Genomic DNA, 17,408 nt, shown 5'->3' on the forward strand with positions numbered 1-17,408 from the left:
ATCACCTCCCGTCATCCCACCCGCCGGCCCGGCCGGCGGGTGGCGACGTGCGCCCGCAGAATGCCGGCCTCCGGCATGCCCAGGTCGGCGTAGAGGGCGAGCGCGCGTCGGAAGTGGAGGGCTGCGTCCTCGGGCGATCCAAGGGCGTCGTGGGCGTGGCCGAGGCCGGCGTGGGCGCGCGCCTGCTGGTCGCGCGCGCCGCTCATCGAGACGAGCGCGAGGGCCGCGGTGTGGTGCCGGAGAGCTTCCGCATGCCGTCCGGTGGCCCGCGACGCCTCGCCGAGACCATTGCGGGCGTCGCCTTCCCCGTCCTGGTCGCCGAGTTCCCGGTACAGCGCCTGCGCCTGGTGCAGCAGGTCGGCCGCCTCCGCGTGCCGGCCGAGCTCGCGGTAGACGATTCCGAGATTGGCCATGGTCGATGCCTCCCCGCTGCGGTCGCCGTTGCGCTGGTGCAGCCGCAGGGACCGGAGGTGGAGTTCGGCGGCGCCGCTGTGGTGGCCGCGCTGGTGCTCGACGCTGCCGAGCCGGTCGAGCGCTTCGGCCTCGCCGGGTGCGTCGCCGATGGTGCGGCACAACACGAGCACTCGCTGGAGGTGGCCGGCGGCGGCGGCGAGGTGACCCAGCCGGTACTCGCTCCGGCCGAGATTGGACAGTGCCCGCGCCTGACCGACCTGGTCCCCGACCTCCAGGTAACGGTTCAGGGCGCGCCGGTGGAGGTCGGCCGCGACGCCGTACCGCCCGCGCCACTGCTCGACGTTGCCGAGGTTGTTCAGCGCGCGCGCTTCGCCGCCGCGGTCGCCGACGCGTCGGAAAAGCTCCCGGGCGGTACGTAGATAGCGGGCCGCCAGGTCGTACTGCCCGCACTTGTAATGGAAACAGCCGAGGCCGTGCAGCGCGTGCGCCTGTGCGCCGCGGTCGCCGTCGTGTCGTGCGGCGGCCAGTGCGTGGCGGTAGATGATCGACGCGTCGGCGTAGTGGCCGCCTTCGAGGTAGCGGAACAGCACGACGGCGAGCCGGGTGGCGTGGCTGCCCCAGCCGTGGGCGGCCGCGTACGCGGTCACCGCGACCAGCGTGGGCAGCTCGGCGTCGAGCCAGGCCAGGGCGTCCGCGGCGTCGGGCAGGTCGGGCATCGGCGTCGGCGGAGCCGGCACGCCCGGCCGGCGGTGCGCCTCGGCGGGATGCAGGGCGTCCATCGCCGCCGCCGCGGTGGCCAGGTAGAAGTCGAACAGTCGGCCGCGGGCTGCCGCACGCTCCTCGGCGCTGTCCAACTCGTCGCTGAGCTGCATGGCGTACGCCCGAAGGAGGTCGTGCATGCCGTGCCGGCCGCCCTCGTTCGCCTGGATCAGGTGCGCACGCCCGAGCGTGCTCAGGGCCTGACCCGCCTGGCGCGGCGTGCTGTCGGTTAACGCCGCCGCGGCATAGGCGTCGACGTGCGCTCCTGGATGGAGCCCGATCAGCCGGAAAGTCCGGGCGCTGTCGGCGGTCAGGTGCCGCATCGACCAGGAGAAGACCGTGGCGACGGCGGCCCTGGGATCACCGCCGGCGTCCAGCGACCGCAGCCGGTCCTGATGATCGGCCAGCTCGGCGGCGAGGTCGGCGAGTGACGTGTCGGGACGCGCGGCGGTGAGCTCGGCCGCGACCCGCAGTGCCAGCGGCAGGTGCGCGCACTGCCGGGCGATCCGCGCGACGGCGTCCGGCGACGCCTCGGCGCGGGCCCCGATCAGCTGGCGCAGGAGGAGGACCGACTCGTCTTCCCGCAGGAGGTCGAGGTCTACCCGCCGGGCGCCCTGCGCGGCGACCAGGCCGGCCAGGTCGTCGCGGCTGGTCACCACGACGGTGCAGCTGGCGGTGCCGGGCAGCAGTGGCCGGACCTGCTCGGCCGTGCCGGCGTTGTCGAGCACCAGCAGAATCCGTCGTCCGGCCAGCTCCGTGCGAAGGCGGGCGGCCCGCTCGTCGACCGCGGGCGGGACGTCCTCGCCCGGTGTTCCGAGGGCGGCGAGGAGTCGCGCCAGCGCGTCGCCGGGGTCCAGCGGCGTCTCGGGGTCGTACCCCCGCAGGTTCAGGTAGAGCTGGCCGTCCGGAAACGTCTCGGCGACCAGATGCGCCCAATGGAGGACCAGCGCGGTCTTGCCCGCGCCGGCGGTGCCGGCGATGACAGCGACGGAGTCGGTCGCGCGGAGCTGGTCCAGGGCCGCCAACTGCGCGGCCCGGCCGACGAACGGGGACGGTGCGGCCGGAAGTTGGGCGGGGGTCCGCCGCCCGGGCCGGTCGGCCGGCGCCGCGGGCCGCCCGGCGCGCAGGATGCGCAGGTGAATGTCGGACAGCGCGGCGCCCGGCTCCACCCCCAACTCGTCCGCGAGCATGGCGCGCAGGTCGGCGAACACCCGCAGGGCGGCGGCCCGCTCGTCGGCGGCCGCGAGGGCGAGCATCAGCCGGCCGTGCAGCGCCTCCTGGAGGGGCTCTTCGCGACAAAGAGCCCGCAGGACGGGAATCACGCGCTCGCTCGCGCCGAGCGCGATGGCTGCGTCGGCGAACGCGACTGCGGCGGCGATCCGGCGCTGCCCGGCGGCGATGGCAGCCGGGTGATGGCGCAGGCGATCCCCCGCGTCGACCAGTGCCGGGCCGCGCCAGAGACGCAGCGCGTCCGCGTACAGCTCGGCCGCCTGCTCGAGATGGTCGCCCGACCAGGCGGCCTGCGCCCGCGTCACGAGGTCGTCGAAGCGGGCCAGGTCGACCTCCAGGGCGCTCCACTGGGCCACGTAGCCACCGCCGCCGAACCGCACGGTGTGCCCGGCCGGACCGAGCAGCGCGCGCACCTCGCCGACGTAGAGCTGCACCATGTTGCGCGCGGTCCGGGGCGGATGGTCGCCCCACAGCGCGTCGACGAGGTCGTCGACCGGCACTGTCCGGCCGTGGTGCAGGGCGAGCAACGCGAGCACGGTGCGCTGCCGCGCCGACGAGATGTCCACATAAGAGCCGTGGACGACGATCTCCAACGGGCCCAGCACGGCCACAAGCAGGTGGCCGCCGCCTCCGCCGCCTCCACCGGCGGTCATGGCGGCCAGCAACGCCTCCCGCTCGTGGGCGGGCATGGCCAGCGCCTCGACCAGCCCGCGTACCGATCGCGACCGCGGCCGGCCGATCCGGCCCCGCTCGAGGTCGCGCACCGAACGCACGCTCAGGCCCGCCCGCGCGGCGAGCTCCTGCTGGGTCAGCCCGGCCGCCGCCCGATGCCGGCGGATCGCCGCTCCGACGTGTGCCGCATGGTTTTCGTCCACGAAGTTCCCCGTCTGGCCCGCCGCTGGCTCCGCACGTCGGTGGATGAACCGTACACACTAGTGAGGCCTGACGGGTTCCGCGGTCCTGGCTCGCCCGATGCCAGCCCGTGTCACCTCCGGAAAGCACGACGTGAACACCGCTGCCGGTCAGCCCGGTATGGCTCAAACCTTACGGATCGGCCATCCTAAAGCGTCGGACCTTCACCGCCGCTGCGCCGGCTGGGCGTCGAAGGAAGGGTCGTTCCCGGCGGTCCGCAGCATGTCCAGGGCGCCAAGAATGCGCGCTCGGCGAGAAGCTCAAACGTTGGCGTCGCTCGGACGTGCCGCCGTTGGAACCGGGCCATGCCACCCGGCTCGATGATCAGGTCGGGGTGGTGACGATCGAACGGGGGCAGAAGCATGAGGAAGGTCATCGGCGGATCCGAGTCGGCTCGGTCACGCAAACGCCCGGCCGGGATATTCGCGAGAGCGGTGTGCGACGGCCTGCGGCTGCTGAGGGAACAGTCGTGAGCGTGGAGAGGGCCGGCGCGGATCCGATTCCGCGCCGGGACCTGCACGACCGTACGACGACGAGTTGGACCTTGCTGGCCGGGATCGGCATCGGTGGCGTCATGTGCGTGCTGAACCTGTTGGTCAGCTTCAAGACCGGCGTCGGATTCGGCGGTTCCGCGTTCGTGGTGCTACTCGGCGCGGCGCTGCTGCGCGTCCGCGACCAGCTCACCTGGCCGCTGCTGTTCACCACCTTCTCCATCGCCTCCAGCGGATACCTGGCAACCGCCGCCGTGGACACCGGCGTGGCGGCGATCGCCCTGCGCGGCGGTGCGGTTCCACCGGTGGCGGTACTCATCGGCCTGGCAGTCGCCGCGAACATGCTCGGGGTACTGCTCGGCATCCTGCTCAGCGGTTCGACGTTCCGCCACGGGCTGCCGTTCCCGGCCCTGGTGCCGGCGATCACGCTGATGCGTACGCTGACCGGCGAGGTGACCCGCTCCGGCCGGGTCCTGCTGCTGGCCGTGGCGGCCGGTGCCGCCACCAGCCTGGCCGCCGCCTTCGCCGGTCCGGACGCCACGCCCGATCTGCCGGCCCTGCCGCCGTACCTGAGCTTTGCGCTGTCGCCGCTGCTGGCCGGGGTGGGCGCGCTGATCGGCGTCCGTTCGGCCAGCTGGCTCCTCGTCGGCTGCGGCTACACGGTCGCGATGTGGCTGGTGCTGCCGGCGGGGCCGGTCAGCTACTCGCAACATCTCGCCGACGCGTGGATCCTGCCGGTCGGGGTGGGTATCGTCCTCGGCTACTCGGTGGCCACCCTGCTGCGCGGCAGCCGGACGGCCGGTGGCTGGTCCCGCGGCCCCCGCCAGGCCGGGACCGGCACGGCACGGTTGCTGTTCGCCGGCGTCGCCGTGCTCGGTACGGTGCCGCTGGCCCTGCGATACGGCCCCTTGCGTGGCGTGGCGCTGGCCGGGCTGCTGACCGCGATGGTGCTGCTCTTCGCGCTCTTCCTGGTCCGCGCGGGTGCCGAGATCGGCATCGCGCCGATGGCCCCGGTGCTGTTCCTCGGCGTGGTCGTACTGCGGCTGGTGGGTCTGCCGCCCACCGACGCGGTCCTCCTCGCGGCCTTCGTGACGTGTACGGGAATCTCCTCGGTGTACTACGTCTACGCGGCGCGGATCTGGTTGCAGGCACCGCCGGACGTGCGGCAGCCGCCCCGGCGCAACGTCACCTGGACACAGGCGGTCGGTGGCATCATGGGGGCCACGGTGGGCGTGCTCGCGGTCGTCCTGCTGATCCGCTCCGGGGCGGTGGGCAGCGCCAGCCTCCCGGTGCCGGTGGTGCAGACCGTGGACTTCATCGCCACGTCCACGCTGGATGGCCGTGCCTCACCAGCGCTGGGTGTGGCCGCCGCCCTGGGTTTCGGCCTCGCCTTCGCCAGCGCCCCGGTGACCTCGATCGGCCTGGGCGTGCTGCTGCCACCGGCGTACACGGTGACCATGGCGGTCGGCGGGGTGGCCAGCTGGCTTCTGGTGCGGCGTAGGCCGGACCGGGCCGTCACGGTCAGCACCGTCGCGTCAGGACTGGTCATCGGCGAAGGGCTGGTGATGACGGCCCTCGTGGCGGCGCGGTTGCTGTGGTGAGGCCAGGCGGAACGGTAAAGTGTCGTATCGCCGGCAGTGGATGGACGCAGGTGTGCATCGACTTGGTACGCCGGCAGTGCTGTCCGATCCGACGTGGCCGCGCCCACCCCAGCAGTGGACCTGTTGCAGGAGAGGGAACTCGGAAAGATGGAAACCACATGGCGATGACCGGTTCTGTCGTGGTTCGTCAGGCTCGGGCGGATGACATGCCAGCCTTCAGCCACATCGTCAACCACTACATCAAGACGACGACGGTCAACTTCCGGACAGTCACCCAGAGCCCGGAGGAATGGCACCGCGATTGGCAGGCGTCGCACGACCGCTATCCGTGGCTGCTCGCCGTCGACGGGGACGAACCGGTCGGCCTGGCGTACGCCGTGCCGTGGAAGGCGCGCAACGCATACGACTGGTGCGCCGAGGCCACGGTGTACGTCGCGGACGGCCACCACCGGCGTGGCATCGGTCGGCTGCTGTACGGGCGACTGCTGGACGGCCTGGACCGGCAGGGGTACCGCAGCACGATGGGTGTGATCGCGCTGCCGAACGAGGCCAGCGTGACGCTCCACGAGGCGTACGGCTTCCAGCACGTCGGCACCCTCCGGTCGGTCGGCTACAAGCACGGACGCTGGTGCGACATCGGGTTCTGGCAGCGACGGGTGGCCCACGCCGACACGCCGCCGGGTGACCTGCTGCCGATTTCCGAGGTGTGGCCGACGTGAGCGGCGAGGAGCTGGAACTGCTGCGCGAGCTCTTCGAGATGCACTCCACCTGGCGCGAGCAGCCGCTGTCACAGCGGCGCGAGTACTACGAGCGGGCGGATGCTGCCTTCGGCGGGCCGGGTGCCGCACCGGGGGAAACGGTTGTGGTGCGGGAGTGCTCCGCCGAGTGGGTGCTTCCGTTCCGGCCCGGGGGGCCGGTGCTGCTCTACTTCCACGGCGGGTCCTACACGATGGGATCGGCCGCCTCGCACCGGCACCTCGTGCGCGAGCTGGGCGAGGTCTGTGGTGGCTCCGCCCTCTCGGTGGACTACCGGCGGGCGCCCGAGGCACCGTTCCCGGCTGCCGTCACCGACGCTGTCGCCTGCTACCGGTACCTCCTCGACCGGGACGTGCCGAGTCACCGGATCATTCTCGCCGGGGACTCGGCCGGTGCCGGCATCACCGTCGCCACCATGTTGGCGCTACGCGAGGCCGGTGTGGCGCAGCCGGCGGCCGGCGTCTGCCTCTCCCCCTGGGCGGACTTGACCTGCGGTTTGGACAGCCACCGCACCCGGGCGGCGCGTGACCCGGTGCTCGACAGCGCCGACCTGCGCCGGATGGCGGCGCTCTACCACGCCGGAACCGACCCCAGGCACCCGCAGGTGTCGCCCGCGTTCGCCGACCTGTCCGGGCTGCCGCCACTGCTGATCCAGGTCGGCACCGAGGAGGTTCTCTTCGACGACGCGCGGGCGTTGGCGGCCGGGGTGGAGGCGGCGGGCGGATCGGTGCGGCTGGAGGAGTGGCCGGACATGTTCCACGTCTGGCACTACTACTTCCCGGTCCTGACCGAGGCACGGGCCGCGATCGCGGCGATCGGCGCGTTCGTCACGGCGGTCCTGGCCGACGAGCCCGTCGACGTGGCTCCTTGACCGGGGGGTGACGGCGTGACGCGGTGGTTGCAGGTGCAGCCGGTGGACGACCCGGCCGTGCGGGTCTGCTGCGCGCCGAGGGCGGGCGGCAGCGCGCGTGACTTCGACCACTGGGCGGCGGTCCTCGGCCCCCGGGTCGAACTCTGTGCCGTGCAGTTGCCCGGCCGGCTCAGCCGGTTCCGGGAACCACCCGTGACGTCGCTGACCACGGTGGCCGCCGAGGTGGCCACCGCGTTGATCGACCGTGCCGAGCTGCCGACGGTGCTGTTCGGTGACTGCATGGGATCGCTTGTGGTGTTCGAGGTGGCCCGGGAACTGCGTCGCCGTGGGGCTGCCCAGCCGTTGGCGTTGATGGTCGCCTCGTACCCGCCGCCGGACCGGGTGCGGACCACCGAGGCGTACCACGACCGCGACGCCACGGCGTTGCGGGGCCGGCTGGCCGAGGTGGGCGGAGTCGCCCCCGAGATGCTGCAGGACGACGAACTGTTCGAACTCATGCTGCCCACGTTGCGGGCGGATTTCTCGCTGTTCGAGACGTACGAGTTCCGGGCCGAGGGTCCCTTGCCGAGTGACATCGTGGCCCTGGCAGGGGCGGCCGACCCGTACGTGGACGAGGCGTCGTTACAGGGGTGGCGCCGGCACACCACCGGGGCGTTCGAGGTGCGGACATTCGAGGGTGGACACTTCTTCCTCCGGGACAGCATCGAAGCGGTGCCGATGGTCAGGGAGAGGTCACTGCGTCTCGCCGGCAACTAGCGGAGGCCTGGCAACCCGTTGTCCCGAAGGGACCGGTGACGATCGACTTCGGATTGAGACGGGGTTGAGGGTGATCATTGCTGGCTGTACATTCAGGCGCACGGATCAGTGACTGTAGCTGGCTGTGGCGGGGGGAGTCTTTCTTGTCTGACAGGTTCCGGCGGCCCTGGGCCGTTGCCATCCGTGCCCCCCTCGGGATCGGCCTGACGGTCGCTCTGCTGGGCACCGGCTGCTCAGCCGGCGGCGCCGACCGAGACGGCACCGGGGGGGCCGGGGGGACGCTCACCTTCGCCCTGGCGATCGACCCGACCTGCCTGGACCCGCAGCAGACCACCCTCACCGCCAGCCTCAACATCGGCCGACAACTGGTCGACTCCCTCGTCGACCAGGATCCGACCACCGGCGAGTTCACGCCGTGGCTGGCGGAGTCCTGGCAGGTCGATGCCAAGGCCACCACGTTCACCTTCCGGCTGCGCGAGGGTGCCACGTTCTCCGACGGCACGCCGGTCACCTCCGCGTCAATCAAGGCCAACCTCGACGCGGTGGCCGAACTCGGGGCACGGGCCCAACTCGGCGCCGGCTACCTCGCCGGTTACGTGGGTACCACGGTGGTCGACGAGCGGACCGCGCGGGTCGAGTTCGACCGGCCCAGCGCCCAGTTCCTGCAGGCCGCGTCGACCATGGTGCTGGGGTTGCTCTCGGACGCGAGCCTCGCCAAGAGCGCCGACGAACGCTGCCAGGGCGCCCTCGTCGGCTCCGGCCCCTTCACGCTCGACCACTACCGGCCCAACCAGGAAGTGTCGATCAGCAAGCGCCCGGACTACAGCTGGGGATCGGCGCTGTTCGAACGGCAGGGTGACGCGCTTCTGGACAAGATCGTCTACAAGGTCGTTCCCGAGTCCGGGGTCCGCTCCGGCAGCCTGGCGTCCGGGCAGGTGAGCGCCATCAGTGACGTGCCACCCCAGGATGAGCCGCAGTTCGACGGGAAGGGCTTCCGGCTGATGGTGCGCGGCAACCCGGGTGTGCCGTTCAACCTCCACCCCAACGCGTCCCGGCCGGTACTCGGCGACGAGGCGGTGCGGCTGGCCATCCAACAGGGCATCAACCGCGCCGAGGTGGTGGAGACGGTCCTCAGTGCCAACTACCGGGCCGCCACCAGCATCCTCTCCCACACCACCCCCGGCTACACCGATCTGAGCGGGCAGCTGGCGTACGACCCGGAGGCCGCCGAGCGCCGGCTGGACGCCGCGGGTTGGCAGCCCGGCCAGGACGGCGTACGCGTGAAGGACGGTCGCCGGCTGAGCGTCGAGGTTCTGTTCAACACCGCGTACAACGGCAGCCAGAGCGTGCTGGAGCTGGTGCAGCAGCAGCTGCGGAAGATCGGTGTGGAGCTGCGCCTGCGCCAGCTCACCGTCGCCGAGCAGGCGACGCGGCAGTCCTCCGGTGACTACGACTTCCTGTGGTACAACCAGACCCGCGCGGACCCGGACGTGTTGCGGTCGCTCTTCTCCACGAAGGCGACGAACCGCACCAGGATCGCGCCCGGCCCGCTGGACGAGGTGCTCGACGCGCAGGCCACGACGACCGAGTCCCAGCTGCGCAACCAGTACGTCGCCGAGGCCCAGCAGCTCATCGTCGAGCGCGGCTACTCGATCCCGGTGTTCGAACTCTCCCAGGTGCACGGGCTCGGCCAGCAGGTGGACGGTCTTCGGTTCGACGCCTCCTCACGGTTGACATTCCACGGCGCCCAGGTCACCGGCTGAGACCGCAGCGCGTCCATGACCCGCTACCTGTTGAGTCGTACGATCCAGGCGGTGTTCGTGCTGTGGGCGGCGTTCACCGTCACGTTCGTCGTGCTGTATCTGCTACCGAGCGACCCGGTCGAGATCATGGTCAGCGGCAACGACGCCAACACCTACTCGCCCGAACAGCTCGACTCGCTACGTGCCGAGTACGGCCTGGACCAGCCGTTGCCGCTGCAGTACCTCAACGCGTTGCGTCGGGCCCTGCTCGGCGACTTCGGCCAGTCCGTGCAGACCGGTGGCGAGGTGCGGGACATGCTGCTCGACGCGCTGCCGTCCACGTTGCGGCTCGGCGGCATCGCGCTCGTTCTCGCGGTGGCGGCCGGCGCGGCGATCGGGCTCGGGGGGACCTTCGTACGCTGGCGGCCGCTGCGCAACGCCCTGCTCTCCCTGCCGGCGGCCGCGATCTCCCTGCCGTCGTTCTGGGTGGGGCTGCTGCTGCTCCAGGTGGTGTCGTTCCAGTGGGGCCTGGTGCCGGCGACCGGTGAGGAAGGCTGGGCGGCGCTGATCCTGCCCGCGATCACCCTCTGCCTCCCCTCCGCCGCCCTGCTGGGGCAGGTTTTCGCCAAGAGCATGCGGACCGCGCTCGCCGAGCCGTTCGTGGACACCGCCAGGGCCAAGGGCGCGAGTCGCGCGCGGGTACACCTCCGGCACGCGGCCCGTAACGCCGCCCTGCCCGCCCTGACCCTCGCCGGCATCGTGGTCGGGAATCTGATCGCCGGATCCGTCGTGGTCGAGACGGTCTTCTCCCGGTCCGGGGTAGGCCGGCTCACCGCGACCGCGGTGTCCGCCCAGGACGTCCCCGTGGTGCAGGCCGTGGTGGTGCTGGGGGCAGTGGTGTTCGTGGTGGTCAACCTGATCGTCGACCTGCTCTACCCGCTCCTCGACCCGAGGGTGACGGCGCACGCGGGGACGGGACGGCGATGACCGGGTCGGGACCACGGCCGACGGCTGCTCTGGCCGGCGACCCGGTGGACGCCTGGAAGGGCGATACGGTGGCCCCGCCAGGGGCGGACCAGATGCCGTGGGCCCGACGCGCCGCCCGGTCGGTGCTGTCCCGGGCCGGGCTCGGGACGGCCGTCGTCGTGGTGGCGGTGGTCTCGGCTTGGGCGCTCTTCCCGGAGACCTTCGCGCCGGGGGACCCGCTCGATGGCGTGCCGGGCGACCGCCTTCAGCCGCCGAACGCCACGCACTGGTTCGGCACCGACCAGTTGGGTCGGGACCTGTACACCCGGATGGTGCACGGCGCGTCGTTGTCGCTGCGGGCGACGCTCGTCGCCGTCGGCGTCGCATTGGTGCTGGGGGGATCCGTCGGGCTGTTCGCCGGCTTCGTCGGCCGGTGGGTCGACGACGCGGCCATGCGCCTCGTCGACGTCCTGCTGGCCATTCCCGGCCTGCTGCTGTCCCTGGCCGTGGTGACGGTGCTCGGTTTCGGCACCATGAACGTGGCCATCGCGGTGGGTGTGGCGACCGCGGCGAACTTCGCCCGGGTGATGCGGGCCGAGGTGCTCCGGGTCAACCTGGCGGTGTTCGTGGAGGCTGCCCGGACCAGTGGCGTGCGCTGGTACGGCGTACTCGGTCGACACGTCCTGCCGAACGCGTTCGGTCCGGTGTTCGTGATGGCGACGCTCGAGTTGGGCAACGCGATCCTGTCGGTGTCCGCGCTGAGTTTTCTCGGCTACGGGGCCGCGCCGCCGAGCCCCGAATGGGGGTCGCTGATCGCCCAGGGACGTAGCTATCTCGCCAGCGCACCCTGGCTGACCACGCTGCCCGGCCTGGTGGTCGCAGCACTCGTGCTCGCCGTCAACCGGGTGGCCCGTGAGTTGGACACCCGCGGACGGGCGGCGTCGTGACGGCTGCCCCGCTGTTGCAGGTGTCGGATCTGCAGGTGGTCTACCGCACGCGTCAGGGCCCGGTCACCGCGGTGGACGGGGCCAACCTGATGATGCGCTCCGGGCAGACCCTCGCGCTCGTCGGTGGTTCCGGCTCCGGCAAGAGCACCACGGCACACGCGGTCATCGGGTTGTTGCCGGCGGGCGGGGTGGTCAGTCGCGGGCGAGTCCGGTACGACGGACAGGATCTGGTCAACCTGCCGGAGCGGCGCTTCCGGGCACTTCGTGGCCGGCAGATCGGGCTCGTCCCGCAGGACCCGTACCTGTCGCTCAACCCGTTGCAGCGGATCGGGACACAGGTCGCCGAGGTGCTGCGGATCCACCGACTGGCGTCGGACCGGGCGGCCGCCGCCCGCCGGGTCGAGGAGGTCCTCGCCCTGGCCGGGCTGCCCGACCCGGCAACCGTCGCCAAGCGGTACCCGCACGAGCTGTCCGGAGGCATGCGGCAGCGGGTCCTCATCGCGATCGCGCTGGCCGGCGAGCCTCGCCTGCTGATCGCGGACGAACCGACCAGCGCACTGGACGTCACCGTGCAACGGCGGATTCTGGACCACCTCCAGACGCTCACCGCCGAGCTGCGCATGGGGCTGCTGCTGATCACCCACGACCTGGCGATCGCGGCCGACCGAGCCGACGAGGTGGCGGTGATGGCCGACGGTCGGGTGGTCGAGCACGGGCCCAGCCGGCAGTTGCTGACCGCGCCGGTTCATCCGTACACCGCCCGGCTGGTGTCGGACCGACCGGGTCTCGCCCGCACCGTGGCGAGGCGACGTCCACCGGTGGTGCCGCCCGGCACGGCTCCGCTGGTGGAGGCCCGCGACCTGGTCAAGGAGTTTCCCGCGCCGGACGGCGGACGGCTCCGGACGGTGAACGGCGTCAGCCTCACCATCGGGCCGGGCGAGACCCTCGGCCTGGTCGGTGAGTCCGGCTCGGGCAAGTCGACACTGGCCCGGATGCTGCTGCGCCTCACCCCGCCCACGGCCGGTCACGTGCTCTTCGACGGGGTCGACATCACGCGTACCGACGGTACGGCGCTGCGAAGCCTGCGGCGGCGGGCGCAGATGGTGTACCAGAGCGCCGCCGCCTCACTCGACCCGCGTTGGACCGTACGGCGCATCATTGAGGAGCCGCTGCGGGCGTTCCGGATAGGCGACCGGACCACCCGACGGCGGCGGGTCGCTGAACTCGCCGACCGTACCGCGCTGCCCGGCTCGGTGCTGGACCGCCGACCGACCGAACTCTCCGGTGGTCAGCGGCAGCGGGTCGCGATCGCCCGTGCGCTCGCCCCGGATCCACAGCTGCTGGTCTGTGACGAACCGGTCTCGGCCCTCGACGTCACAGTCCAGACGCAGATCCTGTCCCTGCTCGAAGAGCTACGCCGGGAGCTGGGACTCAGCATGCTGTTCATCTCGCACGACCTGGCCGTCATGCGTCAGGTCGCCGACCGGGTCAGCGTGATGTACCGAGGCGACATCGTCGAGACCGGCGACAACGAACAGCTCTTCACCGCTCCGCAGCATCCGTACACCGTCGAACTGCTCGCGGCGATACCGGGCCACGCGACGGCCGGGCAGGACGCCCCCGATCCGGCCGAGGCCCGGCCGGTGGTCTGACGCCCCGAGCTTCCCGGCTGGGCAGTCACCTCGAAAGGGAGGGCCAGTGTCGGAGACCAACACCGCCGGACTGATCAGCCGTGCCGCCCGGATCTGGTCCGACGTGCTGGACGTCGAGCAACCCGGACCGGACGACAACCTGTTCGAACTCGGCGCCACCTCGCTGGCGGCGGCCCGGATCGCCGCCCGGCTCCGCGCCGAGTTCGAGGTGGAGTTGACGCTGCGTACCCTGTTCGAACACCCGACCCTCGCCGAACTCGTGCCGTACCTGCGGCCAGGCGACCGGATGGACCGGCCCGCGGACGTCCCGTCCACGTCGGCCGCTCCCTCCACCGCGGCGGACCGCCCGATCGGCCCGGAGTCCGACCACGGCGCGCTTTCCTGGGAACAGGAGCGGCTGTGGTTTCTGGACCAGCTCGCGCCGCAGGGTGCCGCCTACGTCGTGCCGGCGGTGGCGCGCTGCCCCGGGACGCTGGACGTGGACCTGCTCCAGCGGTCTGTCAACGTACTCGTGGCCCGGCACGACGCGCTCCGCTCGACGTTCGTGGCCGACGGCGGACGCCCGGTACGCAGGACGGCCAGCACCATCTCCGTGCCGGTGGCCGAGATCGATCTCTCCGACGCGGCCGACCCGAGCCGGTCCGCCGAGGAGGAGGCACACCGGGCCGCCGCGACGGCGTTCGACCTGAGCACCGGCCCCCTGCTGCGGGTGTGCCTGCTGCGGCTCGGGCCGCAGGAGAGCCGGCTACTGCTGACGCTGCACCACATCGTCTCCGACGGATGGTCGGTGGACCTGCTCCTGCGGGAGCTCGGGTCGGTGTACCGCGCGTTGAGCGCTGGCCGCGCACCCGCGCTGCCGGAGCTGCCGGTGCGCTACGCGGACTGGGTGAGCTGGCAGCGACGGCAGCTGGCCGGATCGCGGCTGACCGCGTTGACCGAGTGGTGGACCCGGCAACTGGCGGGGGCGCCGCCGGTGCTGGAACTGCCGATCGATCGGGCGCGTCCCCGGGTGCAGGGAGAGCGCGGTGCGGTCCACCCGTCCGAGCTGCCCCCGGCGCTGACCGACCGCCTCCAGGCGTTCGCGCAGCGGGAGGGCGCGACGCCGTTCATGGTGGTACTGGCGGCCCTGTACGCGCTGCTGCACCGCTGTACCGGCGCGACGGACCTGGTGGTCGGCACCCCGGTCGCCAACCGGACGCGACCTGAGGTCGAGGGGGTGGTCGGCTTCTTCGTCAACACCGCGGTGCTGCGCTGCCGACTCGATGACCAGCCGACATTCCGCCAGCTGGTACGCCGGGTACGGGAGCTGACGCTGGAATCGTTCGCCCGCCAGGAGATGCCCTTCGGACGCCTCGTCGAGGCACTGAACCCGCCGCGCAGCCTCGCCCACAACCCGGTGGTTCAGGTGGTGTTGGCCGCCCGTGCGCACGCCGCGCCACCGGCGGTCGACGGCGATCAGCTGTTCCGGCTCGATCGCAGCGCGACGGGACACGGTGGCACGGCCAAGTTCGACCTCACCCTCTACCTGGAGCAGGTGACCAACGGGGCCGAGGTGAGCTGGGAGTACAACACCGACCTGTTCGACGCCCAGACGGTGCGCCGGCTGGCCGGCAACCTGCGGACCCTGCTGCGGGAGGCGATCCAGGCCGCCGACGTTCCGGTGGACCGGATACCGGTGCTTTCCGACCGGCAGCGTGTCTCGTTGCTCCGGCGGTTCGCCGGGCCCGTGACGCCGGTTCCGGTCGCGGGCGACCTGCCGAGGCGGTTCGCCGAAACCGCGGGGCGGTTCCCGGACCGGGTCGCGGTCACCGACACCACCCGTTCGATGACGTACCGGGAGCTGGACCGGGCCGCGAACCGGCTGGCGCACCGGCTGCTCGCCGAAGGCGCCGGACCGGAGCGGCTCGTCGCCATCTGCGCCGACCGTGACCTCGACTACGTCGTCGCGGTGCTCGCCGTGTTGAAGACCGGTGCCGGCTATCTTCCGCTCGACCCGACGTATCCGGCCGACCGCATCGCCTTCACCGTCGCCGACGCCGACTGCACCCTCGTGGTGGGTCAGCAACGGTACGCCGACCGCTTCGGTCTCCCCTTTGTGGCCTGGGACGACGGTGCCGGCGGGAACTGGCCCGCGCACCAGCCGCCGGTCGACCCGGACCCCGATTCCGTGGCGTACGTGATCTACACGTCCGGGTCCACCGGGCGACCGAAGGGCGTCATGGTCACCCACCGGAACGTGTTGCGGCTGTTCCCGGCGGTCCGGCTGGCCGGGGGCTACCGACCGGACGACGTTTTCTCGCTGTTCCACTCCTTCGCCTTCGACTTCTCGGTGTGGGAGTTGTGGGGGGCGCTGCTGCACGGCGGGCAGGTGGTGGTGGTGCCCTACCTGACCAGCCGTGACCCGGACGCCCTGTTCGACCTGCTGCTGCGGGAGCGGGTGACCGTACTCAGCCAGACCCCGTCGGCGTTTCGTCAGTTGACCGTGGCCGCCGAACGGCGGGGGTTTCCCCGTACGTCGCTGCGGCTGGTGGTCTTCGGCGGTGAGGCCCTCGACCCGGCGGTCCTGCGGACCTGGATCGACCGGTACGGCGATCGCACCCCGCTGCTGGTGAACATGTACGGCATCACGGAGACCACCGTCCACGTCACCGAACGGGTGCTGACCGCGGCGGACCTCGACCGACCGCAGAGCCCCATCGGTCACCCCCTCGCCGACCTGCGCGTCCAGGTGCTGGATCCGGAACTTCGACCGGTTCCGCCCGGGGTGCTCGGTGAGCTGTACGTCGGCGGCGCCGGGGTTTCCCTCGGCTACCTCGGCCGCCCGGCGCTGACGGCGGCCAGGTTCGTACCTGATCCGTACGGCGAGCCGGGGCAGCGGCTCTACCGCACCGGGGACCTCGCGTTCCGTCGGGAGGACGGCTCGCTCTGTTTCCGGGGACGCGTCGACGACCAGGTGCAGCTGCGGGGATTCCGGATCGAGCTCGGCGAGGTGGCCCACGCCCTCATGACCTACCCGGGTGTGCGGGGCGCGGCGGCGGCGGTGCGTCCCGACGTCTCCGGCGAGCCCCGCCTCGTCGGTTACGTCACGGCGGCGCCCGACGTCGAGCTGGACCCGGCGCAGGTACGTGCCGGGGTGGCCCGGTGGCTGCCGGCGCACATGGTGCCCTCGGCCGTGCTGGTCCTGGACCGGTTGCCGATGACCGCCAACGGCAAGCTGGACCGGGCCGCCCTGCCCACGCCCACGGGTGGGCAGGCGGCGGAACGGGCGGGAACCCCGCCGCGCACCGCCACCGAGCGCGCCATCGCCTCCGTCTGGTCGCAGTTGCTCGGCGTCGACCGGGTCGCCGTGGAGGACAACTTCTTCGCGCTCGGCGGACACTCCCTGCTGGTCACCCGCATGGTCACCGAGATCCGCGCGGAACTCGCGGTCGACCTGCCGGTCCGGTGGGCGTTCGAGCTGCCCGACCTGGCCGGACTCGCGGACGCCGTGGACGCGTTGGTACCACCGGGTCCCCCGACGCGGGTGTCGTCGCGACCGCAGCGGTGGCTGCTCGGATACCGTCCGGTGGCCGACGCCCGGATCCGGCTGCTCTGCCTGCCGTACGCCGGCGGCGGTGGCAGCGTGTTCGCGGACTGGGCGGAAGGGCTGCCGCCCGACGTGGAGTTGTGCGCGGTACAGCTGCCCGGCCGGCAGAACCGGCTCGCGGAGCCACCGTTGCGGGAGCTGGACGCCCTGGTCGAGGCCGTCGACGTGGCACTGCGCCCCCTCGCCGACCTGCCGTGGGCGCTGTTCGGGCACAGCTTCGGCGGCATTGTGGCTTTCGAGCTGGCCCGCCGGCTACGCGAACGCCGGCTGGTCCGGCACCTCCTCGTCAGCAGCGCCCGCCCGCCGCACGTCTATCGAGGGCGTCGGGCGTCCACCGACCGGCCCGACGACGAGCTGATCGCGGAACTCCTCCGGAATGCGGCGGCGGAGGGGACGGCCGACCGCACGGCTCAGGCGGATCTGCTCGCGGAGACCGTGCTGCCCGCGTACCGTGCCGACCTGACGATGCTGGACCGTTACCGGCCCCGATGGGATGGTCCGCCCGGCTCCCGGCCGCTCGACGTGCCGCTGTCGGTGTTCGGTGGCGCCGACGACCCCACTCCGAGTCCGCAGGAGTTGCAGGGCTGGGCCGACTACACCACCGGCCCGACCCGACTGCGGATCTTCGAGGGTGGACACTTCCACCTGCGGTCCTCCCGGTCCCGCCTGCTCGCCGCCATCACCGAGGACCTGGGCAGGAGCCCGGCCTGACCGGCAGGCACACC

At 72.1% G+C, this 17,408-nt stretch carries 10 protein-coding genes; 9 read left to right on the forward strand and 1 reads right to left on the reverse strand.

Annotation, left to right across the window (positions count from 1 at the left end; all coding sequences use genetic code 11):
* Nucleotides 1-11 precede the first annotated feature (11 nt).
* Nucleotides 12-3,278 carry a tetratricopeptide repeat protein gene (locus O7627_RS33805; RefSeq protein WP_278097484.1) on the reverse strand — a complete coding sequence of 1,089 codons (3,267 nt, stop codon included), beginning with the start codon at nt 3,276-3,278 and terminating at the stop codon, nt 12-14.
* Between the two features lie 506 nt (nt 3,279-3,784).
* Between O7627_RS33805 and O7627_RS33810 the strand changes: the two genes are divergently transcribed.
* The 9 genes from O7627_RS33810 to O7627_RS33850 all read left to right on the forward strand — a co-directional run bounded on the left by O7627_RS33810 (nt 3,785) and on the right by O7627_RS33850 (nt 17,394).
* A complete protein-coding gene (locus O7627_RS33810; RefSeq protein WP_278097485.1) occupies nt 3,785-5,407 on the forward strand; it encodes a hypothetical protein in 1,623 nt (540 codons plus the stop codon).
* 164 nt (nt 5,408-5,571) lie between these two features.
* Nucleotides 5,572-6,126 carry a GNAT family N-acetyltransferase gene (locus O7627_RS33815; protein WP_278097486.1) on the forward strand — a complete coding sequence of 185 codons (555 nt, stop codon included), beginning with the start codon at nt 5,572-5,574 and terminating at the stop codon, nt 6,124-6,126.
* On the forward strand, nt 6,123-7,034 hold the full coding sequence (locus tag O7627_RS33820; protein WP_278097487.1) for an alpha/beta hydrolase: 912 nt from the start codon (nt 6,123-6,125) through the stop codon (nt 7,032-7,034). The genes O7627_RS33815 and O7627_RS33820 overlap by 4 nt, the downstream gene beginning before the upstream one ends.
* Nucleotides 7,035-7,049: 15 nt before the next feature.
* Entirely contained in the window at nt 7,050-7,790 is a 741-nt protein-coding gene (locus O7627_RS33825; protein ID WP_278097488.1) for a thioesterase domain-containing protein, read from the forward strand.
* A 143-nt stretch (nt 7,791-7,933) separates the two neighbouring features.
* Complete coding sequence (locus O7627_RS33830) at nt 7,934-9,553, forward strand: ABC transporter substrate-binding protein (RefSeq protein WP_278097489.1); 1,620 nt, start codon at nt 7,934-7,936, stop codon at nt 9,551-9,553.
* A gap of 15 nt (nt 9,554-9,568) precedes the next feature.
* Nucleotides 9,569-10,519, forward strand: a complete 951-nt coding sequence (locus tag O7627_RS33835) for an ABC transporter permease (protein ID WP_278097490.1) — start codon at nt 9,569-9,571, stop codon at nt 10,517-10,519.
* Nucleotides 10,516-11,445, forward strand: coding sequence for an ABC transporter permease (locus O7627_RS33840; RefSeq protein ID WP_278097491.1), 930 nt, complete (start codon nt 10,516-10,518; stop codon nt 11,443-11,445). The genes O7627_RS33835 and O7627_RS33840 overlap by 4 nt, the downstream gene beginning before the upstream one ends.
* Nucleotides 11,442-13,097: an ABC transporter ATP-binding protein gene (locus tag O7627_RS33845; protein ID WP_278097492.1), complete on the forward strand. Its 1,656-nt coding sequence runs from the start codon at nt 11,442-11,444 to the stop codon at nt 13,095-13,097. The genes O7627_RS33840 and O7627_RS33845 overlap by 4 nt, the downstream gene beginning before the upstream one ends.
* Before the next feature lie 46 nt (nt 13,098-13,143).
* Nucleotides 13,144-17,394, forward strand: a complete 4,251-nt coding sequence (locus O7627_RS33850) for an amino acid adenylation domain-containing protein (protein ID WP_278097493.1) — start codon at nt 13,144-13,146, stop codon at nt 17,392-17,394.
* Nucleotides 17,395-17,408: the final 14 nt, after the last annotated feature.

This window comes from Solwaraspora sp. WMMD1047 (assembly GCF_029626155.1).
In the GTDB taxonomy this organism is placed as follows: Bacteria; Actinomycetota; Actinomycetes; order Mycobacteriales; family Micromonosporaceae; genus WMMD1047.

Bases quoted from the DNA above. Each gene is read 5' to 3' on its own strand.
- O7627_RS33815 (WP_278097486.1), top strand. From the start codon at position 5,572: ATGACCGGTTCTGTCGTGGTTCGTCAGGCTCGGGCGGATGACATGCCA.
- O7627_RS33835 (WP_278097490.1), top strand. From the start codon at position 9,569: ATGACCCGCTACCTGTTGAGTCGTACGATCCAGGCGGTGTTCGTGCTG.
- O7627_RS33840 (WP_278097491.1), top strand. From the start codon at position 10,516: ATGACCGGGTCGGGACCACGGCCGACGGCTGCTCTGGCCGGCGACCCG.